The sequence below is a fragment of the Rhizobium leguminosarum bv. trifolii WSM2297 genome (assembly GCF_000271845.1).
The window spans coordinates 2,101,202-2,126,415 of record NZ_JH719393.1; the positions used below are offsets into that span (position 1 = coordinate 2,101,202).

Below are 25,214 nucleotides of genomic sequence, written 5' to 3' on the forward strand. Positions count from 1 at the left end.
TTCACTTGGAAGCGCAGTCACCACCTTTGGCCGTGGCCGCGATTTGCCCGAACCAGCCTTCGTCTAGTGGCCAATCCAGAAGCTGGGCAGCAACTAAGAGAGCGCCGCCGATGGGAGGGAGCCTCGGCGACGCCGGGGGTCTGCCGATCCGCTGTTCAAGTTTGCCAAGCAGGATCTGACTGGAAAAAGTGCCGCCTGCATAACTCCACTCAGCGTCCGGATCGCAATACCCAGCAACCGCCTCGTGGTGCCTTGCGAGTTCGCCCGCGGCCTGATCGATGAGCCCGATCGCGCCGTCGTCGCCGCCGCGCGCGATCTGGTCCACAAGGGTAGAAAGGGCAGCTATCTGCGCCCGGGGATTGGTCAGCGAACTGATCCAGCCCCCCAAAGCGTTCATGGGGTCTGCAGCGTCAACATCAAGATGCGCGAACAGAGCCTGGGCCAGCGCCGTCGGCGGCGTGCGTCCATCCAGGCTCTGAGTGACGAGGTTCAGAGCCTTCCGCCCGATCCAGTGACTGCTGCCCTCGTCGCCAAGGATATCCCCCCATCCGCCGGCTCGAGCGGATGCGCCTTGCGAATTGCGCGCCCAGGACATCGATCCCGTACCCGAAAGGATCAGAATACCCGGCTGACCGGCGAAAGCGCCAAGATGCGCCGCGTCCACATCGTTGAGGATCTGCCGGGGAAGGTTTGGAAACGTTCGCTTTATTGCCTCTCCTTGCAATTCCGATAGACGCGCGACTTCGCCGTAGGCGGGCAGTGCCGCTGCAACAGCCGCCAACCGCGCTTCGTCGCGGAAAGGCGCCAGGTGCTGTTCCAATTCTTGGAGCCAGTTCGGATTGTCCATCGGATTGACCCCACCGCCGCGCGAGGTCTGCAGGATCCGGCCATTCCTGTCCGCAAGGGCGACCAACACCTTGCTGCCACCGCCGTCAATGCCGAGGATCAGTTCGCTACTCACCCTTTTGCTCCGCAATCGTCGCGTCGACGCCAAGGTTGACAAGCGCCTCGCGCCAATGGCGCGTCAACGCGGCATCGGTGATGACCCTCGCGTTGTTCAGGGGCGCAACCTTATATGTCGCCATGGTGCCGAACTTGGACGAGTCGGCGAGGACGAAACGATTGGCCGATCGGGTGAGCATGCACCGGTTGAGACTCGCTTCTGCGCTGTCCACGCTGTAGATAGCACCGTCAGGGCTAATGGCGCTCGCGCCGAGAAACAGCTGATCGAACCATATCGTTTCGAGCATTGCTTCGGCTTGCGGCCCGACAAGCGAAGCGTTCTCGCTACGAAGCTGACCCCCGAGAAGCACCACCTCCAATTTTGGGATGTTGAGGAATTCCTGGGCTACCGTCAGGCCGTTTGTGAAAATCCGAAGCGGGAGCGGATTGATGCGGATAAGGCGGGCAAGCTGCAGGACGGTCGTTCCCGCATCAAGGAAAATTGCCGTATGCGGATGAAGCAAATCGTACGCAACGGTGGCTATGGCCCGCTTCGCCGATAGATGGCGTTTTTCCCGCTCCTGGAACGCGACCTCGACCGAGGACCCTTCGGCGATACGTGCCCCGCCGTGAACACGATCGATCGCCCCTTCCTGTTCGAGGATCTGTAGGTCCCTTCGAACGGTGGCGAGGGATGCCCCGATTGCGTCCGCAAGAGCCTGAATCGTCGAAAAGCCGTTCGCATAGAGGTGGCTGCGAATAGCGTCCAGACGATCCACTTTCATTCCTGGTGCTTGGCTCAACGAAAGCTCCCGAATGCATCCGCTTTTGATCACAGTTCCACTCCATAAAATCAAAGTCAATCATGATTGTGATGTTTTTTGATTTTTTGCGAGACTTTAACTGGGAGCGGCTAGGCCGCCTACGCAGCTGCCGAGCCTTGGCTGGTCGAATAGAGCTTCTAACGCACCATCGTCGTCGCCACGCTCGGAAGCGTTTAAATCCCATCAGCCGCTTATTTTGCAGCCGGGTCTTCAACCCCAATCATAGCCGTGATGGCATGATGACGAGGACCCCATCATGGGAGAACTCAAAGCCCCGCTTTGGATGGTCCATACCAGCGGCTTCACGCGCTCGTCATGGGCCTGAGCACCATCGGCATGGACGTAAGCGCTATTCCGATCAAACATTGACAGAGGTCGCTATTGCCAACTTGGCATGTGGTAGACTCTTTACCTGGTAGCGGCCTGCCGATGCAGAACGCACCAGGTACCCAACGCCCTACTACCACGCAACATCGCGGCGTCACCTCGCTTCGATTTTGAAATATGGCCTTGGTGGAGCTTCGCCCGATTCCCAGAACTTTCCGGTCGAAGCCGGCGCCGTCGGACGTGGACGTGACCGCGTCACCAACGAGATCGATCCACCGACCATTATGTTGATGGACTACCTCGGTGTCTGTCAGATGTAGTCACCCCGCCTTCCGGCCCTTGAGGTCGGCCTGGATACTCTTTTTCAATGCGTCCATAATGTTGACGACGTTCGATGCGGGCGCTGTCGCTGTTTTACCCTTTGCGGTCTTCTTGGGCTTCAGCAGCTTCTTCTTCTCCTCGATCAACTTCAGAAGGCTGGCCTGGATCGGGTCGCTGACCATGTTCGTCGACCAGCGGGCTGACTTCTGCTTGATGAGTTTCTGGACAAGGGGAATGAGATCGGGGTCGGCTTCGGCCTCGATGTCCTCGAAGTAACTCTCCTCTGGACGTACTTCGTCGCCGAACCGCAGCGACCACAAAACAATGCCCTCGTCGCGCGGCTCGAGGATGACGGCACGCTCGCGACGACCCATTACGAGCTTCGAAACACCGACGACCTTGTCGGCCTTCATTGCGTCCCTGATTACGGCGAAAGCCTCGTTTCCGACCGCGTCGTCAGGCGTCAGATAGTGAGGCTTCTCGAAGTAGACCCAATCGATGCTGTTGGCCGGGACAAACTTTTCAATGTCGATGGTTTTCACAGTGTCGAGCGCCACCCTGTCCAGATCGTCGTCGGTGAGGATCACGTAGTCGTTCTCGCCGCGTGCGTAGCCCTTGGCCTCGTTCTCGTCTTTCACCGGCTTGCCCGTGACGGAATCGACGTACTGCGAGATGACCCGGTTTCCGGTATCGCGATTGAGGGTGTGGAAGCGAACCTTCTCGCTCTCGCTGGTCGCGGGGGTCATCGCGACAGGGCACGTGACCAACGAGAGCTTCAGGTAGCCTTTCCAATAATAGCGCGGTGCCATGGTCAATCTCCTCAGCTTGCCTTGCGACGCGGCGCGGTCCCAGTAGAAATGGCCTTGGAAGCTGCTCCGCGTGTTGCGCGCTGTCGACCAGTGCCCTGATTGGCATTGGCGGCAGTGCGTTTCGGCTTGTCCGCGGTGGCCTTCATCATCCCTGCGCTTTCGCGGAGGGCCGCGAGAAGATCGTTCGGCTTCGACACTTCGACCTTCTTCGGCTTCGGCAACGCTTTGCCCTCTATCTTAGCCTTGACCAGGTCGGCGAGCGCGGCTTCATAGCGATCGTCAAAGGTCGCAGGGTCGAAGGTACCCTTCTTGGTACCGATGATATGCTTGGCGAGATCGAGCATCTCCCCCTCGATCTTCAGCTTGGGGATTTCTTCAAAGGCCTTCTTCGACGAGCGTACCTCGTAGTCATAGTTCATGGTCGTCGCGATAAGGCCTTTGCCATGCGGCCGTATGAGCACGGTCCGCATTCGCCGAAAGAGAACCGTGCGCGCTATGGCGACGACATTCGACTTCTTCATGGCGTCGCGCAGAGCTGCGAAGGCCTCGCTACCCACCTTGTCAGGGGTCAGGTAGTAGGGCTTGTCGAAATAGACGTCGTCCACATCTGAGCAGGGAATGAAGGCATCAATCTCGAGGGTCTTGTTGCTTTCCGGGATCGTCGCGGCAACTTCCTCTGGATCGATGATAATGTACTGGCCAGTTTCGATCTCGAAGCCTTTTGTCTGTTGTTCCTTCGGAACCGGGTCCTCTGTCTCGCTGTCGATGAAGATGCGGTTCACCCTGTTCCCGGATGCCTTGTTGATCGTGTTGAATGTAATGCGCTCTGACGTGCTTGCCGCCGTATAAAGCGCTACTCCGAAGGAGACCTCACCGAATTTTACGAAGCCCTTCCACTGCGCGCGATGCCCTGTTGCCATGACGTTTCTCCGAATCACCTTGTCGCGACTCAAAGACGTCTCAGGATGATTCGTTCCGACTCGAAACGAATCAATTTTCAATAACTTATGGAATTGCGTTCACAGATTGATTCCGGGTTGAAACCGTGTCTGATGGTTGAGCAGAAGTTACGCTATGGGCTTTGCGCGGAGCGTCCAACCGAGAGGCGAGGAATGAACGGCAACACCGTGATCCTGTTCTTCCATCTGACGCGTGGTCACGATCCAATCCGGCTGCATGATCCTGGTGGTTCCTCGGTGCGGAGAAACTCGATGAAGGCATCGCCAGTATCGAGACCACCGCGTGATTCCCGCCCGTCGCGCTCCAGTGTCCATAGGTACCGCATCGTCATCCTCATTCACTTCGTTCGACAATGCATAGCGGGTACGGCCGTCGCTTCAAGCGCAGTATGACGGACAGTCGTTGTGTCGAGGAACCACTGGAATCGTAGCGAGTTTCTCTTGCGAACTTCATCAAGGGAGAAACTCGATGGCAACGACACAGACATCCCGAGGCCGCGCACAAGATCGCGCCCGCGTGGCGGGCGGCCAGGATCACGAGGTGCAATACGAAGCGAAGAAGGAAAGCGTCTCGAAGGATACCGTCAAAAAAGCGGTCAAGAGCGCCGGAAACTCCCGTAAGAAGGTCGAAGCCGAAATCGGCCGGCGCTAATCCGAGCGCCAATCCCGGCCTCAAGATCAACCCGGCGATCTCTCAGCTCGCCACGTCGAAGCAGGAGCCTTTCTGAGGTCTTCCATGACAAGGGACAATCCGAACGACTATCGCATCATGTCGAAAGCTGTCCGAGAATGGTATCGGTACTATGAGGTCGAATGGGACGATCAGGTGTCGTCGTTTCTCTGCGATGCGGCGATCGAGCTCTACGACCGCGGTTGCCGATCGGTGGAGGTGATGGCAACGATCTTGATCGGGACCTATGTCGGGCTGGCCGCCACTCGCATCAACGCGCCGTCGTCCTACTCTGTGCACTGATTCGGCCGCAGGTTCCGAGCCAATCTGACGGCCTGATGTTCACGCGCGCCTGGGTCTTACAAGCTATCATACAGTGCAATCGTCTGAGGATTAGCGAAGCTCTTCTTGAAGGGATGAGGACTATGCGCGCACGCTCGAATGGCGAAAGCGATTTTCCGCGGCTCGTTCCCCACGAATTGCGGTTGGCCGATTCAGCCATCGCCTGCGTGATCCCGCAGCCCCGCCCGCAGCGCTTCAGGCGATCGCGGAAAAGAATGGTCAGCCGCCATAAGAATGTGCTGCGTATCAATGGAACGCACAGCATGTTAGAAGGCTGCAACTCCGGAAAGGAGCATGCATGTCGCTGGACGTTCTTCCCAATCGTTTCAACCTGATCGGCGACAACGGCATGGTGGTTATGGGCGGGCAGCTCCTCCCAGCATGCGTCGTCGTGACCCAGGCGGCACTCAAAGATGCTCAGCTGCCGCAGAGTTCACCGGCTCGGTCCGCTACCCGACCTCGCCACAACCGAGGGTCGGATTTCAGTCACAGCAGATTATATCCGAGGGGCGACGCGAAATTGGTTGGGATCGGCCGAGCGTGGGAGCGCCATGGCCACGATCGCGCCCGCAACGGGAGCCCGGTTGCGGGTGTCGTTTCGATAGCCCATGCCTTCGCTGAGCCGGACCCTACGATGTTCGGGAGACCATAATGAAACTTCAGATCAAGCATCGAACACTTTACCGTTACGCCCGACCCGTCGGGCTGCTTGCGCACCGATTGATACTGTCGCCCCGAACCGCCCAACATCTTCGAACCTTGTCTTTCGGAATCGACTGCTCTGCGCGGGGATCGATCGACTGGGCGCAGGACGTTTTCGGCAACACGATAGCCACGGTGACGTTTTCTGAACAAGCCTCGGAATTGATGATCTCCAGTGACGCCGTTGTCGAGCAGACCGCCGACCCTTGGCCTGTTTTCAATATCGACATTTCGGCCCACACCTATCCCTTCACCTATTCAAGCGAAGACAAAACCGACCTTGGCGCATTTGCTGTTGCGACCTCTTCCGGTGGCGCGGTGTCGGGTTGGGCAAGAGCGTTTGTGCGCAGCAACCCGACCGACACGCTGTCACTCCTCAAGGATTTGAACGCCGGCATTCTCACAAAGGTCACCTACCGTATCCGAGATGAAGAAGGCACGCAGTCGCCCGAACAAACACTTGAACTCGCAAGCGGCTCATGCAGGGACATTGCGGCGCTCTTCATCGAGGCGGTGCGCTGCCTGGGCTTCGGTGCCCGTGCTGTCTCCGGCTATCTCTACGACCCTCAAGCCTCGGTCGATGACGGCGGATCGACGCATGCCTGGGCGGAAGTCTATCTCCCCGGAGCAGGCTGGATCGCGTTTGATCCCACCCACCGCAGGGTGGGAGCAGCCTGTCTCATTTCCGTGGCGTTTGCCCGCAACAATGGCCAGATCATGCCTGTGACCGGCGGATATGCTGGAACGCCGCAAGATTTCGTGGAAATGGACGTGTCGGTCAAGGTGGTCGAGATACGAGAATAGCGTGGGAGATGGCCGGCCCTCGACTGCCCTATGGCCAGGTCATCGACCCGATTAAGAGATTTCGAAATTGAAACTATTGCGTATCTGAGATACGCGAAAGTTTCATTTCTTGAAATTCCAGATAAATGATGTAACTTTCCCGTATCTGAAATACGCGAAAGTTACATCATGTCCCTTTATCTGGTCGGCGAAAACATTGATAAAGTGCGTGGTCACCGCCAAGCGGAGGCCGGGAAATTGGTCCATCTCATGCGCGGTATCTACGTCGATGCCGACGATAATATAGACCAGACGGTACGGACCCATGCTGTACGCATCGCCAAATACCTCTATCCGAACGCCTACCTGTCGGCTGCCAGCGCTGTCCTGCTCGGCCCGATGCGCGACGGTCGCCTGTTCCTGACCGGCCGTCGCGTGCAGCGGCAGCGCATCAGGACGCTCGAAATCATTCAGAATAAAGCGCCGGACCGCCCTTCTGTCGCGCAGGCTGCCGTCGGCGACGACCTGGGCGAGTTCCGCGTGGACGTATCTTCGCTGCGCCAGCGTTTTCTGGAGGCCTTCCGCATTCGCAGTGAGCATGCGGCCTCGTTCGACGACGACATGAAAGAGGCAATCGTTGCGCGGCTGATTGAAGAATACGGGAGTCCGGAGAACGCAGCCGATGCAGTGTTCAAGCTTGCCCGCGACAATGACTGGCTTGACGAAGGCAGTGCGGCCGAGCGTTTCCTCAAACGGACGCCGGCGGCCGCCATGGCAGTGACCAACCAGGCCGCGCTCGACCTGATCGTGGCGTGGCACGGGGCGCCGATCGGCAACCTGGCGCATGATGGCTTTGAATGGCGATGGAAGGCGTCCGATCCGGACGGCCCCCCGCTCGTGCGCCAGACTGCGCCCGGCAGATTGCCTCCCTTCATTGAATCACTGCTGCCGGAAGGCTGGCTGAGCAGGGTATTGAACAGCCCCGATGAGCGGGCGGAACTGCGTACCGGCAAGCGCTACATGTCGAACATCACGATTGTGGAGCGGGCAAGCGAACTGCCGACCCTTCCGGCCGATGTTTTGCTGACAAGGCTGAATGGCTTCACGGCAAATCACTTGTTCACAGGGACCTATGCCGGTCCAGGCCGCGGCGACATCCAGGACACGTTCGAACAGAACCTGGCAAAAATCTTCGCGACGGGCGCGACACCGCGCCTGTCAGGCGTGCAAATCAAGGCGCCGATGTTCCTCGATGCGGACGGCGCCCTGATGCCCAGCGCGAACAAACCATTCACGCATATTCTCAAACCCGCCGGAACATCGGGGTTCGAGGCGCTGCCCGCGATCGAATGGCAATCCATGGAACTTGGCCGGGCGGCCGGGTTCATAGTCCCAGCCATTGCGCTCGTCGCTATGCCGGATGGAATGCCCCATGCGCTTGCGGTTGAGCGGTTCGATGTCCGCACCAGCCTTGACGATATCCGCCGTCTGGCGCTCGAGGACATGGCGTCCGTTCTGGGCGTCCGGCCTGAAGACAAATACACGGGCACCATGGAACGGATCGCGTCCGCGCTGCGCCCGCTTTCCACGGACGCCGACGCTGACCTGCTAGTGGTTTTGAGGCGGGCATTGTTCGCATGGCTGATCGCGGATGGCGACATGCACCTCAAGAATATGGCCGTATTGAAGATCGCAGAGCCAGGCCGCGGAGATTTTGGCTCGGTCCGCATGGCACCGCTCTACGACGCAGTGACGACGCGGGTGTTTCCGAACCTGCAGAACGACCACATGGCTCTCAAAATCAGCGGCAAGGACGAACGGTTAAAGAGGGCGGATTTCAGGCGTTTTGCGGCGACGGCGGGTATCCCGGCGGCGGCTGCGGATTCCACTATGGATGAAATGACGGCGGCGCTTGCGCGCGGGCTAGATGAACTTGCTTTGCCGGACCCGCTGAAAGACGGTTCAGTCGGCGCGGAACGGGCGTCTCAGATGCGGGAGATTGTTCGCGAGCGCTTGGCCACTTTTGAATAAGTGTCGCGGTTCCAGTTTCTGATGCGCGAAGTCGCAGATTGCGCCGGTGGACCGGCATTCAAGGATTTGAATGATCGGCGGCTGCATGAGCGGGCGGAAAAGCGTCTCGCCTCGGCGCAGGCCCGCATCTTTCAAATCAGTTCAGCCAGGCAGCGGCGTCAAAGCCTTTCAATGCGGCGTGATCGCCTTCTTCGATCTAAACCGCCCGGTTGGGCAGGTGGGCGCGGACGGATCGCTAATAAAGTTACGCCTATTAAGGATCGCGATCATCGGTTCTCGCCCATGATACTATTCCGCAAGATGGAACTCGCCACCGGCCGCCCCCCGGCGAATAACGCCCCCTTCACCGATGCACGGCGGCGAGCGCAATGCCGTCGGCGACTTCCTGGCAGCGATCGGTCAAATTGGCCGTCGCCACACGCAGGTGGCTGCTCGGCAGAACCGAGAATTTCGCTCCCGGATGAACCGCGATGCCCCTCGCTGCGAGCGTGACCAGCGCAAATGGTTCCGAGGACACTGGGATCCAGGCGCAAAGGCCACCGCCATGGGCGGCTTCGACGCCGCGCTCGGCCAGCGCATCGATGAGTGCCGCACGGCGTTTGAGGTAGAGGTCGCGGGCTCGCAAGAGCGTCTCGTCCGTTGCCGGATCGCGCAGCAGCCAGGCCGCGGCCGATTGCAGGATGCGGCTCGTCCATCCGGCGCTGAAGGCGCGGTAGGACTGGATCTGCTCGATCAGTGCCCGCGAACCGGACAATACGGCGAGCCTGAGGTCGGGCCCGTGCGTCTTCGAGAAGGACAGGATGTGAATGACACGGTCGCGATAGAGTGAGCCGAGCGAGTGGCGCTGCGCCGACGAGATGTCGGCCACCCCGTCATCCTCCACGATCAGCGTATCGCTATCTTCGAGGATCGCGCCCAGTTTTTTTATCCGCGCGGCACTGACGCTTTGACCGGTGACGGAGTGAACGCGCGGCTGGAAGATGAAGGCGGCCGGCCGGTACTTCATCGCGTCCTCCAGCGATGCCGGCACGGGTCCCTCGCCGTCGCACTGGATCGGCAGGATACGGACCCCGCGATCTTCGAGAATATCGAGAAGCCGCATGCCCGTCGGCATTTCGATTGCGACCGAAGCGCCCGGCGTCACTAGGGCATGGATCAGCGTATAGACGGCATTGTAGCCGCCATTTGTCGCAAGGAATGCTTCCGGCTGATATGGCCAAGAGCGCCTGACAGCTTCTTCGAGCTCCGGCAGAATGCGGCTGCGCTGGTAGCTGTTCACATTCTCCGCATTCGCGCCATGGGCCATCGCCTCGCCAAGTTTCGGCAGCAGCCGGACATCCGGCACTGCTGCCGTCAGATCCAGAACGCCCTCGCCATAATCACCAACGCTTGCCAGACGCTCCGGCTTGGCGATGAAGCGGTCGCCGCTCACCCAGGTACCGTTTCGGCCCCGACCGCTGATGATTTTCTGCCGCCGCAATTCGCTCCAGGCTTCCGAGATGGTTGCCGGGCTAATTCCGAGCGCAAAGGCGAGGTCGCGGATCGCCGGCAATTTGGTACCCACAGGCAGGGCTCCGGCCCGGATCAAGGCACTGGTTTGGATCGCGATTCCGCGAATCGTACGATCATTCAAATTTTCAGCAAACCAGGCTGCGCCCTTAATCTCGCTCATTTTCGCGCCATTTTTTAAATGTTCAATAACGTAATAACATTTGATCAATCTGATTTGAACATTTACCCATTTCGAAAACAAGCTTTTAAATGAGAAATTCCGATGCCATTGACGCTCCGCCTCGCCCTTCGTGACTGGGACTACATGACCCCGCTGGTTCTCGGTGACGTCTCGTCGCCGAAGCTCGACATCAAGGTCGATCGTGTGGGCACGCTGATCTCGCATGTTGGCAAGAGCGACGAATATGATGCCGCGGAAATGTCCTTCAGCCGCTACACGCAGCTTCGCATCGACAGCGACGAAAGCGTCACCGGCATTCCGAACTTCATCATGCGCGGCTTCCGCCATCGCTGCATCGTCACGACCAAGGACAGCAAGCTTCAAGAACTCGGCGATCTCGCCGGCAAGCGCATCGGCGTGACCGGCTGGCGCGACTCCGGCAACACCTGGACGCGTGCCGCGATCCGCCGTGAGGGCGTCGAGGTCGAGGATGCGCGGTGGTACGCCGGCCGCCTGACCGACGCGCATCCCGTCATCGACCGCCTCGACGGTTTCGGCCGTCCCGGCCGCATCGAAGCGGCCCCCGGCGAACGGCCGATGGTCGACCTGCTGAAGGAAGGTGTGCTGGATGCGATCTTCACACCCTTCATGCCGGAAGGATATTTCGCCAGCAGCTCGCCTTTCCGACAGCTGCTATCCGACTTCCGCGGTGCCGAACGTCGCTATTTCGACGACGTGGGCTATGTGCCCGGCATGCACCTGATCGGCATCAAGTCGGCCATCGCCACCGAACATCCCTGGGTGATCGAGGAGCTCAGCTGCCTGATCGATGAATCGCAGCGCATGTGGCTTTCCAAACGGCGGAAATATGCCGAGACGACGCCTTTCATGTTCGACGAACTGCTGAAATGCGCCGCCGAACTGCCGCAAAGCTGGAACGCGAGCGGTTTTGCGCCCAACCGAAAGATGATCGCCGACTTCGCCGGGGAACTGCACGCGCAGGGTATCCTGCCGCGGCTGATGACGCCGGAAGAACTGTTTCCGCTCGATCCTGACGGCAAGCCGATAGCGGCTGCCGCCTGAGACCCAAACGCACAATCAAAAAGGGGAATGACCATGCAAATGAAGAAAATGACCACTCTTGCGCTGGCCGGCGTCATGCTCTCCGGAGCAGCCTTCGCCCAAGAAGCAAGCCTGCCGAAACTCTCGGTCAACGAGGAACTGAAGGCCAAGTTGCCAGAGGCGATCCGCACCGCCGGCAAGATGATTTCCGTCAACAACGGTTCCTTCCCTCCCTATGAGATTGTCACCGGCACCGAGATGACCGGTGCCAGCGCCGACCTGACCGACGCGCTCGGAGAGATCCTCGGCATCAAGATCGAGCATGAGACGGTCGGCGGCCTGCCCGCCCTCCTCACTGGCATTAACTCCGGCCGCTACCAGTTCGCCTTCGGCCCCATCGGCGATTTCAAGAGCCGTGAAGAGGCCAACGACTTCGTCGATTGGGTCCAGGAATTCGTGGTTTTCGCGGTCCAGAAGGGCAACCCGAAGGCGATCACCTCCCTCGACACCGCCTGCGGCAACCGTATCGCCGTCATGGCTGGCGGCTCGGCAGAAAAGGTCATCCAGGTCCAGGCCGAGAAGTGCAAGACCGATGGCAAGGATCCGATCGAAGTCCAGTCCTTCACCGATCAGCCGAGCTCGATCCTCGCTGTCCGTTCCAAGCGTTCGGATGCCTTCTTCTCCTCCCAGGCGCCGCTCACCTATTTCGTGTCGCAGGCCAAAGGCCAGCTGGAGCTCACCGGCGTCGGTCAGAAGAACGGATTCGAAGCGCTCTACCAGGGCGCCGTCGTTCCGCAAGGCTCGCCGCTCAGCGCGGTGCTGCGTGACGCAGTCAAGCTTCTGATGGATAATGGCACATATGCCGCCATCATGAAGAAGTGGGGCCTCGAGAACAACATGATCAAGGAGCCGGGCGTCAACCTCGGCGGGACATTGCCGAAATGAGCATTGATATCATGAACACCGCGTCGCCACCCGGCGATGCGGCCGCACGGGATGTGGCGCATGCCCAAAAGCCTTTCCCGGCCGGTCGTGTCGCGGCCTGGATTGTCGTCCTGGTGATTGCCGCCTACTTCGCCTGGTCGGTTGCCGGAAACGAGAATTTCGGCTGGCCCGTCGTCGCCCAGTATTTCTTCGATCCTGTCGTCATCAGCGGCCTCTACGTCTCGCTTGGCCTCACCGTTGTAGCGATGATCATCGGCGTCGTTATCGGCCTGCTGCTCGCCGTCGCCCGCATGTCGAAGGACCGTCTCGCAAGCTCGCTTGCCTCGCTGTTCATCTGGTTCTTCCGCGGCACGCCGCTGCTGGTGCAACTGATCTTCTGGTACAATCTTTCCACCCTCTTCCCGACACTGTCGATCGGCATCCCCTTCTTCGGACCGACCTTCATCAGTTGGGACACCAATTCCGTCATCAGCCCGATGACGGCGGCCATTGCCGGCCTTGCTCTCAACGAGTCCGCCTATATGGCGGAGATCATCCGCGGCGGTCTGTTGTCGGTCGACAGGGGCCAGTACGAGACCGCTGAAGCCTTCGGCATGACCCGGGCAAGGGCGCTCCGCCGCATCATCCTCCCGCAGGCGATGCGTTCGATCGTTCCGCCGACCGGCAACCAGCTGATCAGCATGATCAAGGCGACCTCGCTCGTCAGCGTCATTGCCATGGCCGACCTGCTCTACTCGGTCCAGTCGATCTACAACCGCACCTTCGAAGTCATCCCGATGCTGCTCGTCGCTGTCAGCTGGTACCTGCTAATCACCTCGGTGCTGAATATCGGCCAGGGCTATATCGAGCGCTATTACGGCCGTGGTGACCGGCGCACCGGCAGCGCCAATACCGAAAAGGAAGCCGCCATGCCGGCACCGGCACTTGCTGGCACACAGGAGGCGAGCCAATGAACACGACCGCGACCGTCGAACCGCTCGTGCGGGCCCGCAACGTGCACAAATCCTTCGACCAGCTGGAGGTTCTGAAAGGCATCGATCTCGACGTCGCCCCAGGCGAAGTCGTCGTCATCCTGGGGCCTTCGGGTTCGGGCAAATCGACCTTCCTGCGCTGTATCAACCGCCTTGAAGCGATCAACCAGGGATCGATCGAGGTGGATGGCGAGCAGATCGGCTACAGCTTCCGCAACGGCAAGCTGGTGCAGCTTTCCAATCACGCCGTAGCCCTTCAGCGCCGCAAGATCGGCATGGTGTTCCAGCAGTTCAATCTCTACCCGCATATGACTTCGCTGCAAAACATCATCGAGGCCCCCGTCGGCATCCACGGTGAAAGCCGCAAGGAAGCGACGGAAAATGCCAAGCGCCTGCTCGAACGTGTCGGCCTCTCAGCAAAGGCTGATAACTACCCCCGCCAGCTTTCCGGCGGCCAGCAACAGCGCGTGGCGATCGCCCGCGCGCTGGCGATCAAGCCGAAGCTGATGCTCTTCGACGAGCCGACCTCGGCGCTCGACCCTGAGCTGGTCGGCGAAGTGCTCGCCACCATGCGTGACCTCGCCAATCAGGGCCTGACAATGATCGTCGTCACCCACGAGATCGGCTTTGCCCGCGAAGCGGCCGACCGCGTCGTGTTCATGGACGGCGGCAAGGTCATCGAACAGGGCAAGCCCGAGAATGTGCTCGGCAATCCGCAGCACCCGCGCACCCGCAGCTTCCTGTCGCGCGTCATCTAGCGCGGCATCTTCCCCCTCCCCTTCAACCGCCCGCCGCAGCCGCGGCGGGGAGCCCATGCAAGACCGGAACCGCCATGCACCTGACAAACGACTATGCCAGCCTTTCGGATTTCGAGCCTGCCAAAGCCGAGCTGACGGCGATCCGCCGCCATCTGCACGCCAATCCCGAGCTTTCCTTCGAAGAGACCGAAACCGCGCGCTTCGTCGCCGAAAAGCTGGAGGCCTGGGGTTACGAGGTGACACGCAATGTCGGCGGCCATGGCGTCGTTGCTCGCATGACAGTAGGCAGCGGCAAGAAGAGCATCGCAATCCGCGCCGATATGGACGCGCTTCCGATCACTGAGCAGAGCGGACTCGACCATGCCAGCAAAGTGCCGGGCAAGATGCATGCCTGCGGCCATGACGGCCACACCACCATTCTACTCGGCGCCGCCGAGTATCTGGCCCGCACCCGCCGCTTCTACGGCACCGTGACGCTGATCTTCCAGCCGGCCGAAGAGGCAGGTGCAGTCAGCGGCGCCCCGGCGATGATTGCCGACGGCCTGTTCGAGCGTTTCCCGTTCGACGTGATCTACGGCATGCACAACCATCCCGGCGCCCCCGAAGGCACCTTCCTGATGCGCTCCGGCCCGCTGATGGCCGCCGCCGATACGGCCGAGATTACGATAAAGGGCAAGGGCGGGCATGCCTCGCGCCCGCACCTGACAATCGATCCCGTTGTCGTTGTCTGCCACCTCGTCGTCGCGCTTCAGACCGTGGTGTCGCGCAGTGTCGACCCGACGCAGACGGCCGTGGTGACCGTGGGCGCGATCCATAGCGGCGAGGCGTCGAACGTCATTCCCGAGAACGCCAAGCTCCTGATGACCATCCGCTCGTTCGATCCCGAGGTGCGCGAGCTTCTGGAAGCGCGCATCCGCAAGCTAACCGAATCCGTTGCCGATGGCTTCGGCGCCAAGGCGGAGATCGATTACGTCCGCGGCCATCCCGTTGTCGTGAATTCCGAAGCCGAGACCGAGTTTGCCTGGAAGGTTGCCGAGGAACTGGTCGGTGCCGACAAGGTGACGACCTGCGCCCTCATTCCCGGCAGCGAAGACTTCTCCCATTTCCTCGAGCACAAGCCCGGCGCCTTTCTGCGTCTCGGTAATGGCGTCAACTCGGCGATCCTGCATAGCGCCAAATATGACTTCGCGGACGGAAGTCTGACGGCAGGCGCTGCGATGTGGGCGCGGTTGACCGAACGCTACCTCGACGAATAGGCTCTCTCGACAGCGCATTGCGCCCGCAGGCCCGCCGGCGACGAGGCAGTTTGCGGCGACTACATTGGAAATTTCAAAAAACAGTACGCGAAGACGTGTTGACGAGGTCACCTGGTTGAATCCCAGACGGTTTATACCTAGATCAACGGTATGCTTGATCATTCGTCTCGACCGTCGACGCCGTCAAATATCCCGATGGATGCCCTTAGCGAAGTCCTGCAAGACTTTCGCTTGAGTGGCGTCAACTATGGACGCTGCGAACTCAGACATCCCTGGAGCATCGCGTTTCCGCAACAACAGCTGCTTCGTTTTCATTTTGTCAGCCAGGGTCCATGCTGGATCCATACCGAACCTCAAGGGTGGCAGGAGTTGAACAATGGCGATCTGGTGCTGCTGCCGCAAGGCATTGCGCATCGATTGGCCAGTGCACCAGATGTTGAGGGCGACTCGCTTGAAAGCTGTCAGATAACAAAGTTGGGGAGCAATGTCTGCGAAGTGGTGCGGGAAGGAACGGGTGCGGCCAGCACTCTCTTCTGCGGCTCCATGGCCTTGGGCGCCCATGCGCTCAACCCCTTGATCGCTCTGATGCCGCCAATCATCAAGGGCTGCGATGTAGCCGGCAACGATCCGATCGTCGCCCCGCTGCTCGCCGCTATGTCGGCCGAGGCGACACAGCCCCAAATGGGAAGCGCGACTGTCCTGTCGCGCATGGCGGATTTGCTTGCTGCCCGGCTTATCCGCTGCTGGGTCAATTGCAGCGGAGGGTCGACCACCGGTTGGCTCGCCGCCATCCGCGATCCCCACATCGGTCGTGTCTTGGCGGCCATGCACCGAGACCCGGGGCAAAACTGGACGCTCGAAAGCCTCGCCGGCGTGGCAGGCCAGTCGCGCTCAATTTTCGCCGAGCGCTTCAGCGCTATTTTAGGAGAAGGCGCGGCGCATTATCTTGCCCGTCTGCGTATGCAACTTGCTCGCGAGCTGCTGGGACAAAGCGGCCTGTCCGTTGCCGAAGTTGCTTCCCGGTTAGGCTATGAGTCTGAGGCATCCTTCGCGCGTGCCTTCAAGCGCGTCACCCGCGTCTCGCCGGGTTTTGTGCGCCGCACAAGTTCCGGACGAACGGACATGAATTTCGGATTATAAGACACATATCGTCCCCGAAAGTTCGTCTATGAAATCTCCCAACATAGGAGATGCTTCGATGACGGACACAACATCACAGCTCGAGGGTGCAACAATTGAGCTCGAGACAGCCGATCAATCCGCATGGCCCGCGGCGACCTGGTTTGCCGTTCTTTCGATGGCGGCCACCAGCTTTGCGCTCGTATCGGCTGAATTCCTGCCGGCGGGCCTTCTGACGCCAATGGCCCGCGATCTCGGGATCAGCGAGGGAACAGCCGGACAGGTCGTCACTGCTACCGCCTCCGTCGGCGCCGTGACGGCGCTGTTGAGCAATGTTCTCATCGGCAGACTTAACCGAAAGGCAGTGCTGGTCGGTCTCAGCGCGCTGGCGGTCGGCTCCAATATTCTTGCTGCGTTAGCGACCGATTTTTGGCTGTTGTTGTTGGGCCGGGCTGGGCTGGGCATCGCGCTTAGCGGTTTCTGGGCACTTTCGGTTGCCGTGGTGGCGAGGCTGGTCGGCGCCAATGCGACAGGTCGGGGCATGTCGATTGTCACCCTTGGCGTGTCGCTCGCCACCATAGCGGCACCATCGATGGGCGCATTGATCAGCGACTGGTTGGGCTGGCGCAGCGCCATGGCGATGACCGCCGGGCTTGCCGCGATTGCCATGCTCCTGCAGGCACTCAGCTTGCCAACACTGCCGGCAAGCACCAGCAACAGTCTCGCCGACGTTTTCCGACTGACACGCCGGCGCGGCATTCAACTTGGGATGCTTGCCATCCTTTTGCTGATGACGGGGCATTTCGCCGGCTCGGTTTATGTGCGTCCCTTTCTCGAACAAGTGACGCTCCTTGACACCAGATCGATCGCCTTGGCGCTGCTTGGGTTTGGTATCGCCTCTGTGATCGGCAATGTTGCCGGTGGCCGAATGGCCGACGCCAGTATTGCAGTGGCCCTCGCTGTCACCGCGGTGCTGATGGCGTTTGCGGCGCTCGTTCTCGTGCTTGCAGGCGCTCATGCCGGCATCGCGTTCGCCCTCGTTGCACTTTGGGGCTTCGCTTTTGGCATGGCGCCGGTGGTGCTGCCGACCAATCTTTCCCGCGGGGCACCCGATGCGCTGGAGGCGGCAGGCAGCCTGATGGTCGTGTCCTTTCAGGTGGCCATCAGTATCGGCGCGGTTTTCGGCGGTTATATCGTCGATCATTACGGCGCTATTGGTCCATTGACCCTCACCGCTGCCCTGGCTGCGTCGACGGTCGTCTTGGCGCTGCTGCAGCCTCGCAGCTGATTCCGGGTCGAGCATCACCTGCAAACGTACGAAAGGTGCTGTGGAGTTCTCCATATTAACGGGCCAGGCACGCCGCATGCCTGGCCGAGGCCGCTCTTTCTGCTCCGGATATAAGACCGCCGGTAATCTGGACGCGAGGCGGTCCGCGAGAAGGAGGGACTCCCACCCTTCAGCTTTGACCGATGGGCCCATGTTCTCAAGGACGGCGGAAGCCTGATCCCGAACTTCGGCATCTATACCGTATTTGGACACGTGCGTTTGCAGCCATGTTTGTCTCGAGTTTTAGCAGCGATGTAATGCATTTGAACGGGCGGCGTTCGATTCTTCGATCATCGCCCCGTTTTTCCGCATCGACCGATTGTCCTCAGCGCCGGGGCTCGACGGTCACTTCGCCGAACATGACGCCGCGCGTCAGTGGCTTGGCGAGGAAATCATGCGGGAAGCCGAGAACGATGGCGCTGGCCTCGGCGAGCCGGGCGCGATGCTCATCCGACAATTCGATATCGAGCGCACCGAGATTGTCTTCGAGCTGGGCTATTGTCTTCACACCCATGATCGGCGAAGTCACGGCAGGGTTGGTAAGCGTCCAGGCGATCGCCACCTGCGCCGGCGTCTTGCCGATTTCGGCAGCAACCTGCTTCACGACATCGGCGATTCCGAGGCTGCGCTCGGTCAGCGAACCGTTGCCGGCAGCCACATTCTTGCGGGTGCCGACCGCACTTGCTGTGCCCGCACCGATGTCAAGATCTGATCGGCTGTATTTCCCTGTCAAAACGCCCATCCCGAGCGGTGACCAGGGGATAACGCCGAGGCCGAGTTCAAGCGCCATCGGGATCAGTTCACGCTCAACCGTGCGCTCGATTAGGCTATATTCGATCTGCAGTGCTACTAGGGGCGCCCAGCCGCGCAGGTCGGCCAGCGTCTGCATGCGCGCCGCCTGCCAGGCCGGCGTGTCGGAAATGCCGGCATAGACGATCTTGCCGGCACGAACGAGATCGTCCATCCCCCTCATGACCTCCTCGACCGAGGTCGTGAAGTCCCAGGCGTGCAGATAGAAGAGATCGATATAATCGGTGTTCAGTCGCTTCAGGCTGTCTTCTACAGAGCGAACCATACTGCGGCGGTGATTGCCGCCGGAATTGGGATCCTTCGGGCGCGAGGTGATAGTATATTTGGTGGCGATGACAAGCTCGTCGCGACGCCCTTCGGCAAAGCGACCGACGAGTCTTTCCGAGGTGCCGCCCGTGTACTGGTTGGCGGTATCGATGAAATTGCCGCCGCGATCGACATAGGCGTCGAACATGCGGCGCGATTCCTTCTCATCGGCACCCCAGCCCCAATCGGTTCCGAAGGTCATGGAGCCGAGCGAAAGCGGCGAGACGCGCAGGCCGGAACGGCCGAGGAGACGATAGCGGTCAAGGGACAGTGTGTTGGTTGTTTTATCTGACATGGGATAAATCTCCTGTGTTGCAGACAGAAGATGCGCCTTGCCGATACTGACAACAATGCTACATTATCGGCATGCCTTCTTTAGAAAAGATTACATAATGCGCGGCAGCGACTATGCAGAGCTCAGGGCCTTTGCCGCAGTTGCCGAACACGGCAATTTTGGCCGCGCGGCCGCCCGGCTCGGCATGTCGGCCTCCGCGCTCAGCCAGACGATCCGCACACTCGAAGAACGGATGGGTATCCGGCTGCTCAACCGCACGACGCGCAGCGTGGCGCCGAGCGAGGCTGGCCAGCGGCTGCTTACCCGGCTTTTGCCCGCGCTTGCTGATCTCGACCAGGCGATAGCCGATGTTACGGCGCTTCGCGATAAGCCGGCCGGTCCCCTGCGCATCAACGCACCTCGGGTCGCGATCACGCACACGCTGGCGCCGTTGATTGCTCCCTTCAATGCAGCCTACCCCGATATTGTCATCGACATTATCGTTGATGACAAACTTTCCGATATCGTCGCCGGTCGGTTCGATGCCGGCATCCGGCTGGGCGAGATGGTGGAAAAGGACATGGTAAGCGTAAAGCTCGGCGGTGACATGCGGCTCGTCGTCATCGCCTCGCCCGACTACATCGCGCGCCACGGCATGCCGCAAACGCCGCGCGATCTGCGCGACCACGCTTGCGTCGCCTCCCGCTGGCCGACGGATGGCAGCCTCTATCACTGGGAATTCGAACGCGGCGACGAGAAACTCGATGTGGCCGTCTCGGGGCCGCTCATCACCACCGACAACGACCTGATGCTGCGGGCCGTGCTGGATGGCGTCGGCATCGGTTATCTCTTCGATTATTACGTGGCGGAACATCTCGTCGCGGGCCGGCTCGTCAGCATGCTTGACGACTGGACACCCCCGTTCCCGGGCTTTCACCTCTATTATCCCAGCCGGCGCCAGATGCCGCCGCCGCTGCGTGCCTTCGTCGATTTTGTTCGCGGCAAATCTCTTAGACCGCCTCCAGAGACACAAAGTTTTTAAACCATGCATCAGGGCGAGGTATGTCGATCCAGACGGCTGATCGAAACGCTCTCGAACCGTCTGGAAAATCGCGAATGTAGTGTCCGCCACGGTCGCGTCTCCTGCCAAAAAACCTGTTGTCGCCAATTTCCTTTTCCAGAACATCAGGGGTTTCGGCTACGTAGCGGAAGAGCGCACGTTGTGATGGCTCCGGCCCCCTCACTTGAAATGCGTTTGTCATATTCCAAAACCAAACCCGGGATCTAACGAGGAGATCCGTGCCTAGCCGTTCCAACGAGCGAAAGCGCCGCGACGTAGAGCGGTTCGCGGTAAGAATGCAGCGGCCGGCCAAGGATCTTTATCGTCGGCAAGCACGATCGACGACGATTACCGGTCAGATGCTGGCAGCCCTTCTTCGTCAAACGATCAACGTCACCCGCCTCTGGGATCAACCCGTCGCTGACGTAGCGTTCAGCCATGAGGCGCATCTCGTAGACCATCCACTTGACAAGCCCCGGCTTTTCGGCGTCGCCAACTCCCTTGGGATCTTTGCCACAGTGAGCGGCTCGACCGCATCCTGGTCACCGGCGAGGAAGGCACGGTCGGCGCCCTTGGCGAGCGCCGCGCGCAGTGTTTTCTTGGCCGCACCGATCGAGACGACCACCACTTCCTCGGCCTTGCCGGCTTCCTTCGGGCGAAGGGTCTCTCGACCGAATTCTCGTCGAACGGGCCGCCAGAAGTCCTCATGGGAGGCATCGGCTCCAAGCGCAACGCCGGGCAAAGGAACGCGCTTCAACAACATTCGGAGGCGATCAATGCGTATCTCAACTAAACGCGACGGTCGGGTCGTGTGAACGATCGGCCGTTGAAAGGTTAGCTGCCGGCCTATTCTCAACCTGCATTCTATCCTGCCGGACGACGACATGCGCAAGCGCGGAGGAAGGCCCCTCGATCGCAGCGCAGGCTCTTTCCCATGCACATGGCTCGACACTCATCGCGGTCCGAAGCCAGGCCAGCGTCAGCCGTTTAGTCGCTTCCAGCAAGTCCGGCGCCTCGATCTCAGTCTCCTTGGCGTCGAGCCCTGCGATACCGCCCAGTCCGTGCCCCGCACTGTGAAGCGTCAACAGCGCGTCAGCGCCCGGCGCATCATGAAAGGCATCCGCATGCCAGTCGGGCCCGCGCGTCGTGAAGTGAGGATCGTCAGCATCGCCGCAGACGACGAGGCTGCGCGTGGCCAGCGTCGAGAAATCGACGTCGAAGAACGGAAACCGGGCGGCACTCTCCTCCGTCATGTCCATGCCGCCGCGTCCGGGAGTAGCGAGCAAAATGCCCGCCGAGATCCGGGGATCGGAGAAATCTTCTCCATTCAACTGCGCGCCCAACAGCAGCCCAACCGTGTGACCGCCGAAAGAGTGACCGGCGGCAGCGACCCGCGCGTGATCCAAACGTTCGGCAACCGCCAGCGACTGGCGTTCCACCTTCGGCAGTTGGTCGAGGATCGCCTTCATCTCCTCGACGCGCTCGCGCCAAAAGAACGGCGCTCCGGGTGCATCTGCGGGCAATCCGCCAACGCGCGAACTCGCATGGGTCGGCTGGATCACCGCGAAACCACGTTCTGCCCAGAATTGCGCGAGTGGCGCATAGCCATCCTTTGACGGAATGTAATTGGAAGGTCCGAACCCATGCGACAACAGCACGATAGGCAAGCGATCGCCTGTTGACGGGGCAGTCAGGCGCAATTCCAGCGGCGGCCGTCCGTCCATCGGAAGGCGGATCGGCGTATAGGCGATCGTGAGACTGGCTTCGGGTGTCGGAATACGTTTTGCGAGATCGATGAGGTTGTTCATGTCGGAATATCCTAAAGTGTGGGTTCTTGTTCGTCGCACTTACGCGACAGGATGGCCGGCCTCGCGGAACCAGGTTTGCGCATCGGCACCAGCCGGAATTTTCTTGGGCGCGTCCGGCTCCGTGACAGCACGCCAGACGGCTTCAGCCACGTCTTCCGGCGTCGTGAATTCGGTGCCGGACCGCAGCGACGTCAGATAGTCGTGAACAAAGGCGCCGTAGGGCTCGGGTATATCCATCCCCATGCGCCCGACGGCATTCTTCCCGAAGCTGGTTGTGGGTGCAGAACCCGGCAGAACGAGCTTGGCGCGGATCCCGAACAGAGCAGCCTCGAGGGCAAGGCTTTCGGTAAAGGCATTGAGCGCTGCCTTGCTGGCGCTGTAGACGGAGAGCGCCGGCAGCGGCTTGATGGTGACGCTGGAGCTGACATTGACGATCACGCCCGAGGCGCGTTCGCGCATCTGCGGCAGGACTACCTTGGTCATGGCCATGGCGCCGAAGACGTTCGTCTCGAACAATTCGCGGATCTTCGCCATCTCCGCTCCTTCAAGCACGTTCAGCATGCCGACGCCCGCATTGTTGACCAGAGCATCGATCGGCCCGGCATTGTCGACGGCTTTCTCGATGCTTTCCGCACTGGTCACATCCAGCGCCAGAATCTTGAGCCTGTCGTTTGCGGGGAGCAGGTCACTCTGCGGTGTGCGCATGGTTGCCACCACGTCCCACCCCTCTGAAAGGAATGTCTGCGCGATTGCGAGGCCGAAGCCGGAAGAGCAACCGGTGACAAGGATCTTTGGCATGTCATGTCTCCTGAATGATTGACTTGCCTAGAGATGGACGACATCAGACGGACTTGCTATAGTCAGTTGTCCGGAATGTTTTAGCAAAAGTCCGAATTAATGGCCGACCCGATTGCCGAAGTCGTCGCTCTCCTCAAGCCAAGCCCTTCCATCTCCAAGCTGGTGACGGGAGGCGGTCGGTGGCTCGTCGAGCGCAAGGAGCTTGGAAGCCCCTTCTATTGTGCCGTGGTCGACGGGCACTGTTTGATGACCATCACCGGCCGTGAGCCAATGCGACTGACTGCCGGCGACTTCGTGCTGGTTCCGGAGATCTTCTCGTTCACGATGAGCAGCCTGCAACCACCGCCTCGCGGGGTCACTGCGAAGCGCCTCGAGACCAGTCCGGGCGCTTTCCGGCTGGGGGACCCGGATGTGCCGGCGGAGATCGTGGCGATGGTCGGTCATTGTGCTTTCGGCTCGGATGACAAGGCACTGCTCGTCTCGCTCCTGCCGGAGGTTATCCACATCAGGGGCGAGGAACGCCTGACGCTTCTTGTCCGGATGATCAACGATGAAACAAGAGCCGACCGGACCGCCCGCGACATGGTTCTGCGCCGACTGCTCGAAGTCCTGCTTATTGAGGCCCTACGTTTGGCGGGCGGGGCGGTGGTCCCGCCCGGCCTGCTGCGAGGCATGGCCGATCCGCTGCTGGCCCCCGCTCTGCGGCGGATCCACGAGGATCCAGGCCGCGGCATGACCGTAGAGGCTTTGGCGCAGGCTGCCGCCATGTCCCGGTCGACCTTCTTCGAGCGGTTCCGCCGAGAGGTTGGCGTTGCCCCGATGGAATATGCCACCGGCTGGCGCATGGCGCTCGCAAAGGAGCTACTGCGCAAGGATGTCGCAACGGCCGAGATCGCACAACGCGTCGGTTACGGCTCAGCGAGCGCCTTCAGCGTCGCGTTCACCCGCCATGTCGGAAAGCCACCCGGAGCCTATTCCCGGGAAGGCGCGGCAGCGTGAAGCGGCATCGGAACGAGCCAAGGCGATGCGGCCCTCCGCGAGCCTTGCGATGTTCACTTACGCACACAGATCTACGCCGCAACGGTCTCACCATCGAAAAAAATCTGCCCACCGCGCCTGTATTGAGGGTAGCCAGGGCGTGGTCGATGATGAACTCGGCAACAGGTCGTTATCGAGTGAGGTGCCAAAGCTGCGACTTATTTTCACCTTGTTAGGGGGTAACGCCCGAAGTCATTTGCGAATAACCGTTGCCATAGTCGTCCATCGCCAGTCTGACACCACGCGACGTCAGCGCTTCGACTGGCCACATCGGCGCGATCTTCGAACTGCGATGCCTCGGTGATCTCCAATTCGAGCCTGCCGCCGAATGTCCGTTATTAGCGCGCCCGCGACTAAAGTAGATCGATTAACGCGTCGAGAAAGGCGCGAACAGCCGGATTGCTGCGGCGGCTCTCCGGCCAAACTGCCATGATGTTGTGCCGGTCCACGGCGAAACCGGACAGAACCGGCATCAACTCCCCGCGTTTGACCCAAGGAGCAGCCATGAAGCTGGTGCCCATTCCGATTCCGCCACCCGCAGCGATCGTTGCTATGACAGCCTCACTTGTATCCACGATGATGCTGGAGGATGGCACGATCTCGATTTCCCGCTCTCCGATCTGGAACGGCCACCGAAACATCTGGCCGTTGCTTTGATAGCGAAGGTTGACGGTTTCGTGGGCCGCCAGTTCGTCCGGATGCTTGGGGGTCCCGCGAAGGGCGAGATACTCGGCGGAAGCATAACAACAAAGCCTATGCCCCGACAGTCGTCGCGACAGAAGGCGCGAGTCAGCAAGGTCGCCGATCCGCACAGCCATATCGATGCCTTGCTCGACAAGGTCCACCATGTGGTCGCTTAATCTGAGGTCGATCGTGACTTTCGGATGGCGCTTTCGAAACTGCGGGAGAGCCGGCGCAATGACATGAAGGCCGATCGGTAACGACGCTGCAATGCGCAATGTGCCGGCCGGCTCGCCACGCGCCGTCTTTGCCACCTGCTCAATTTCTTCAGCATCGCGCAGGAGCTGCAGTGCGCGTCCGTGGATGTCACGCCCTTCCGCCGTTAGTGTCAGAGAGCGTGTCGTGCGCGTGAACAGCGAGACGCCGAGCTGCTCCTCCAGCCGCTGGACGCTCTTGCTGATTGCCGAAGGCGAGACGGACAGAGAACGGGCCGCAGCTGTGAAGCTACCCAAAGAGCCAGCTCGAGCGAATGCGATCAAGCCGGTCAGACGCTCAAAGATGATTTGTTCCTTCATGGCACTATTAAAGCGAAATGGGAGGCATTATCAACACCCTCATT

The 25,214-nt window shown here is 60.4% G+C and carries 22 protein-coding genes and 1 pseudogene; 13 read left to right on the forward strand and 10 right to left on the reverse strand.

The window, feature by feature from the left end:
• Position 1: 1 nt before the first annotated feature.
• The 4 genes from RLEG4DRAFT_RS64180 to RLEG4DRAFT_RS64195 form a co-directional block, all read right to left on the reverse strand.
• Positions 2-961: an N-acetylglucosamine kinase gene (locus tag RLEG4DRAFT_RS64180; RefSeq protein WP_003575410.1), complete on the reverse strand. Its 960-nt coding sequence runs from the start codon at positions 959-961 to the stop codon at positions 2-4.
• Positions 954-1,745, reverse strand: coding sequence for a DeoR/GlpR family DNA-binding transcription regulator (locus tag RLEG4DRAFT_RS64185; protein ID WP_037093421.1), 792 nt, complete (start codon positions 1,743-1,745; stop codon positions 954-956). Before RLEG4DRAFT_RS64185 ends, RLEG4DRAFT_RS64180 begins: the two co-directional genes overlap by 8 nt.
• Positions 1,746-2,413: 668 nt before the next feature.
• Positions 2,414-3,223, reverse strand: a complete 810-nt coding sequence (locus RLEG4DRAFT_RS64190) for a Ku protein (RefSeq protein ID WP_003575407.1) — start codon at positions 3,221-3,223, stop codon at positions 2,414-2,416.
• 11 nt (positions 3,224-3,234) lie between these two features.
• Positions 3,235-4,143, reverse strand: a complete 909-nt coding sequence (locus RLEG4DRAFT_RS64195; RefSeq protein ID WP_003575404.1) for a Ku protein — start codon at positions 4,141-4,143, stop codon at positions 3,235-3,237.
• A 508-nt stretch (positions 4,144-4,651) separates the two neighbouring features.
• On the opposite strand from RLEG4DRAFT_RS64195, the gene RLEG4DRAFT_RS64200 reads away from it, so the two are divergent.
• From RLEG4DRAFT_RS64200 to RLEG4DRAFT_RS64215, 4 genes are all read left to right on the forward strand, one after another.
• Positions 4,652-4,834 carry a DUF3606 domain-containing protein gene (locus RLEG4DRAFT_RS64200; RefSeq protein WP_003575402.1) on the forward strand — a complete coding sequence of 61 codons (183 nt, stop codon included), beginning with the start codon at positions 4,652-4,654 and terminating at the stop codon, positions 4,832-4,834.
• An 84-nt stretch (positions 4,835-4,918) separates the two neighbouring features.
• Positions 4,919-5,155, forward strand: a complete 237-nt coding sequence (locus RLEG4DRAFT_RS64205; protein WP_003575400.1) for a hypothetical protein — start codon at positions 4,919-4,921, stop codon at positions 5,153-5,155.
• A 690-nt stretch (positions 5,156-5,845) separates the two neighbouring features.
• The gene (locus RLEG4DRAFT_RS64210; protein ID WP_003575395.1) at positions 5,846-6,700 is read left to right on the forward strand and encodes a transglutaminase family protein; all 855 of its coding nucleotides are present in this window, start codon (positions 5,846-5,848) and stop codon (positions 6,698-6,700) included.
• Between the two features lie 168 nt (positions 6,701-6,868).
• Positions 6,869-8,710 (forward strand): type II toxin-antitoxin system HipA family toxin, encoded by a 1,842-nt coding sequence (locus RLEG4DRAFT_RS64215; protein WP_003575393.1) that lies wholly within the window; start codon positions 6,869-6,871, stop codon positions 8,708-8,710.
• A gap of 343 nt (positions 8,711-9,053) precedes the next feature.
• Here RLEG4DRAFT_RS64215 and RLEG4DRAFT_RS64220 read toward each other — a convergent pair whose 3' ends face one another.
• Positions 9,054-10,382, reverse strand: coding sequence for a PLP-dependent aminotransferase family protein (locus RLEG4DRAFT_RS64220; RefSeq protein ID WP_003575391.1), 1,329 nt, complete (start codon positions 10,380-10,382; stop codon positions 9,054-9,056).
• Between the two features lie 102 nt (positions 10,383-10,484).
• On the opposite strand from RLEG4DRAFT_RS64220, the gene RLEG4DRAFT_RS64225 reads away from it, so the two are divergent.
• From RLEG4DRAFT_RS64225 to RLEG4DRAFT_RS64255, 7 genes are all read left to right on the forward strand, one after another.
• Positions 10,485-11,465: a hypothetical protein gene (locus RLEG4DRAFT_RS64225; RefSeq protein WP_003575389.1), complete on the forward strand. Its 981-nt coding sequence runs from the start codon at positions 10,485-10,487 to the stop codon at positions 11,463-11,465.
• Positions 11,466-11,498: 33 nt separating this feature from the next.
• Entirely contained in the window at positions 11,499-12,389 is an 891-nt protein-coding gene (locus RLEG4DRAFT_RS64230) for an ABC transporter substrate-binding protein (RefSeq protein ID WP_003575387.1), read from the forward strand.
• Positions 12,386-13,342: an amino acid ABC transporter permease gene (locus tag RLEG4DRAFT_RS64235; protein ID WP_003575385.1), complete on the forward strand. Its 957-nt coding sequence runs from the start codon at positions 12,386-12,388 to the stop codon at positions 13,340-13,342. The genes RLEG4DRAFT_RS64230 and RLEG4DRAFT_RS64235 overlap by 4 nt, the downstream gene beginning before the upstream one ends.
• Positions 13,339-14,118 (forward strand): amino acid ABC transporter ATP-binding protein, encoded by a 780-nt coding sequence (locus tag RLEG4DRAFT_RS64240; RefSeq protein WP_003575383.1) that lies wholly within the window; start codon positions 13,339-13,341, stop codon positions 14,116-14,118. The genes RLEG4DRAFT_RS64235 and RLEG4DRAFT_RS64240 overlap by 4 nt, the downstream gene beginning before the upstream one ends.
• Before the next feature lie 74 nt (positions 14,119-14,192).
• A complete protein-coding gene (locus RLEG4DRAFT_RS64245) occupies positions 14,193-15,374 on the forward strand; it encodes a M20 aminoacylase family protein (RefSeq protein WP_003575381.1) in 1,182 nt (393 codons plus the stop codon).
• 150 nt (positions 15,375-15,524) lie between these two features.
• Positions 15,525-16,514, forward strand: coding sequence for an AraC family transcriptional regulator (locus RLEG4DRAFT_RS64250; RefSeq protein WP_003575380.1), 990 nt, complete (start codon positions 15,525-15,527; stop codon positions 16,512-16,514).
• Between the two features lie 58 nt (positions 16,515-16,572).
• Positions 16,573-17,781 (forward strand): MFS transporter, encoded by a 1,209-nt coding sequence (locus tag RLEG4DRAFT_RS64255; protein ID WP_003575378.1) that lies wholly within the window; start codon positions 16,573-16,575, stop codon positions 17,779-17,781.
• A 364-nt stretch (positions 17,782-18,145) separates the two neighbouring features.
• On the opposite strand, the gene RLEG4DRAFT_RS64260 is transcribed toward RLEG4DRAFT_RS64255, so the two are convergent.
• Complete coding sequence (locus RLEG4DRAFT_RS64260; RefSeq protein ID WP_003575376.1) at positions 18,146-19,231, reverse strand: aldo/keto reductase; 1,086 nt, start codon at positions 19,229-19,231, stop codon at positions 18,146-18,148.
• Positions 19,232-19,328: 97 nt separating this feature from the next.
• Here RLEG4DRAFT_RS64260 and RLEG4DRAFT_RS64265 point away from each other — a divergent pair, with 97 nt between their 5' ends.
• Positions 19,329-20,252: a LysR family transcriptional regulator gene (locus RLEG4DRAFT_RS64265; RefSeq protein ID WP_003575374.1), complete on the forward strand. Its 924-nt coding sequence runs from the start codon at positions 19,329-19,331 to the stop codon at positions 20,250-20,252.
• A gap of 485 nt (positions 20,253-20,737) precedes the next feature.
• On the opposite strand, the pseudogene RLEG4DRAFT_RS64270 reads toward RLEG4DRAFT_RS64265, so the two are convergent.
• From RLEG4DRAFT_RS64270 to RLEG4DRAFT_RS64280, 3 genes and pseudogenes are all read right to left on the reverse strand, one after another.
• Positions 20,738-20,969: pseudogene (locus RLEG4DRAFT_RS64270) on the reverse strand (electron transfer flavoprotein subunit beta/FixA family protein); the annotation flags it as partial.
• An 86-nt stretch (positions 20,970-21,055) separates the two neighbouring features.
• Complete coding sequence (locus tag RLEG4DRAFT_RS64275) at positions 21,056-22,078, reverse strand: alpha/beta hydrolase family protein (protein ID WP_003575372.1); 1,023 nt, start codon at positions 22,076-22,078, stop codon at positions 21,056-21,058.
• A 39-nt stretch (positions 22,079-22,117) separates the two neighbouring features.
• A complete protein-coding gene (locus RLEG4DRAFT_RS64280; protein ID WP_003575370.1) occupies positions 22,118-22,876 on the reverse strand; it encodes an SDR family oxidoreductase in 759 nt (252 codons plus the stop codon).
• A 99-nt stretch (positions 22,877-22,975) separates the two neighbouring features.
• Between RLEG4DRAFT_RS64280 and RLEG4DRAFT_RS64285 the strand changes: the two genes are divergently transcribed.
• Positions 22,976-23,875 carry an AraC family transcriptional regulator gene (locus tag RLEG4DRAFT_RS64285; RefSeq protein WP_003575368.1) on the forward strand — a complete coding sequence of 300 codons (900 nt, stop codon included), beginning with the start codon at positions 22,976-22,978 and terminating at the stop codon, positions 23,873-23,875.
• A 392-nt stretch (positions 23,876-24,267) separates the two neighbouring features.
• On the opposite strand, the gene RLEG4DRAFT_RS64290 is transcribed toward RLEG4DRAFT_RS64285, so the two are convergent.
• A complete protein-coding gene (locus RLEG4DRAFT_RS64290) occupies positions 24,268-25,170 on the reverse strand; it encodes a LysR family transcriptional regulator (RefSeq protein WP_003575366.1) in 903 nt (300 codons plus the stop codon).
• Between the last annotated feature and the right edge of the window lie 44 nt (positions 25,171-25,214).

What these genes read in the sequence shown, in the direction of transcription:
- RLEG4DRAFT_RS64250 (WP_003575380.1), top strand. Translation starts at nt 15,525, where the DNA reads ATGCTTGATCATTCGTCTCGACCGTCGACGCCGTCAAATATCCCGATG.
- RLEG4DRAFT_RS64290 (WP_003575366.1), bottom strand. Translation starts at nt 25,170, where the DNA reads ATGAAGGAACAAATCATCTTTGAGCGTCTGACCGGCTTGATCGCATTC.
- RLEG4DRAFT_RS64255 (WP_003575378.1), top strand. Translation starts at nt 16,573, where the DNA reads ATGACGGACACAACATCACAGCTCGAGGGTGCAACAATTGAGCTCGAG.
- RLEG4DRAFT_RS64190 (WP_003575407.1), bottom strand. Translation starts at nt 3,223, where the DNA reads ATGGCACCGCGCTATTATTGGAAAGGCTACCTGAAGCTCTCGTTGGTC.
- RLEG4DRAFT_RS64245 (WP_003575381.1), top strand. Translation starts at nt 14,193, where the DNA reads ATGCACCTGACAAACGACTATGCCAGCCTTTCGGATTTCGAGCCTGCC.
- RLEG4DRAFT_RS64265 (WP_003575374.1), top strand. Translation starts at nt 19,329, where the DNA reads ATGCGCGGCAGCGACTATGCAGAGCTCAGGGCCTTTGCCGCAGTTGCC.
- RLEG4DRAFT_RS64200 (WP_003575402.1), top strand. Translation starts at nt 4,652, where the DNA reads ATGGCAACGACACAGACATCCCGAGGCCGCGCACAAGATCGCGCCCGC.
- RLEG4DRAFT_RS64280 (WP_003575370.1), bottom strand. Translation starts at nt 22,876, where the DNA reads ATGCCAAAGATCCTTGTCACCGGTTGCTCTTCCGGCTTCGGCCTCGCA.
- RLEG4DRAFT_RS64195 (WP_003575404.1), bottom strand. Translation starts at nt 4,143, where the DNA reads ATGGCAACAGGGCATCGCGCGCAGTGGAAGGGCTTCGTAAAATTCGGT.
- RLEG4DRAFT_RS64275 (WP_003575372.1), bottom strand. Translation starts at nt 22,078, where the DNA reads ATGAACAACCTCATCGATCTCGCAAAACGTATTCCGACACCCGAAGCC.
- RLEG4DRAFT_RS64210 (WP_003575395.1), top strand. Translation starts at nt 5,846, where the DNA reads ATGAAACTTCAGATCAAGCATCGAACACTTTACCGTTACGCCCGACCC.
- RLEG4DRAFT_RS64240 (WP_003575383.1), top strand. Translation starts at nt 13,339, where the DNA reads ATGAACACGACCGCGACCGTCGAACCGCTCGTGCGGGCCCGCAACGTG.
- RLEG4DRAFT_RS64220 (WP_003575391.1), bottom strand. Translation starts at nt 10,382, where the DNA reads ATGAGCGAGATTAAGGGCGCAGCCTGGTTTGCTGAAAATTTGAATGAT.
- RLEG4DRAFT_RS64225 (WP_003575389.1), top strand. Translation starts at nt 10,485, where the DNA reads ATGCCATTGACGCTCCGCCTCGCCCTTCGTGACTGGGACTACATGACC.
- RLEG4DRAFT_RS64205 (WP_003575400.1), top strand. Translation starts at nt 4,919, where the DNA reads ATGACAAGGGACAATCCGAACGACTATCGCATCATGTCGAAAGCTGTC.
- RLEG4DRAFT_RS64215 (WP_003575393.1), top strand. Translation starts at nt 6,869, where the DNA reads ATGTCCCTTTATCTGGTCGGCGAAAACATTGATAAAGTGCGTGGTCAC.
- RLEG4DRAFT_RS64285 (WP_003575368.1), top strand. Translation starts at nt 22,976, where the DNA reads ATGGCCGACCCGATTGCCGAAGTCGTCGCTCTCCTCAAGCCAAGCCCT.
- RLEG4DRAFT_RS64260 (WP_003575376.1), bottom strand. Translation starts at nt 19,231, where the DNA reads ATGTCAGATAAAACAACCAACACACTGTCCCTTGACCGCTATCGTCTC.
- RLEG4DRAFT_RS64230 (WP_003575387.1), top strand. Translation starts at nt 11,499, where the DNA reads ATGCAAATGAAGAAAATGACCACTCTTGCGCTGGCCGGCGTCATGCTC.
- RLEG4DRAFT_RS64235 (WP_003575385.1), top strand. Translation starts at nt 12,386, where the DNA reads ATGAGCATTGATATCATGAACACCGCGTCGCCACCCGGCGATGCGGCC.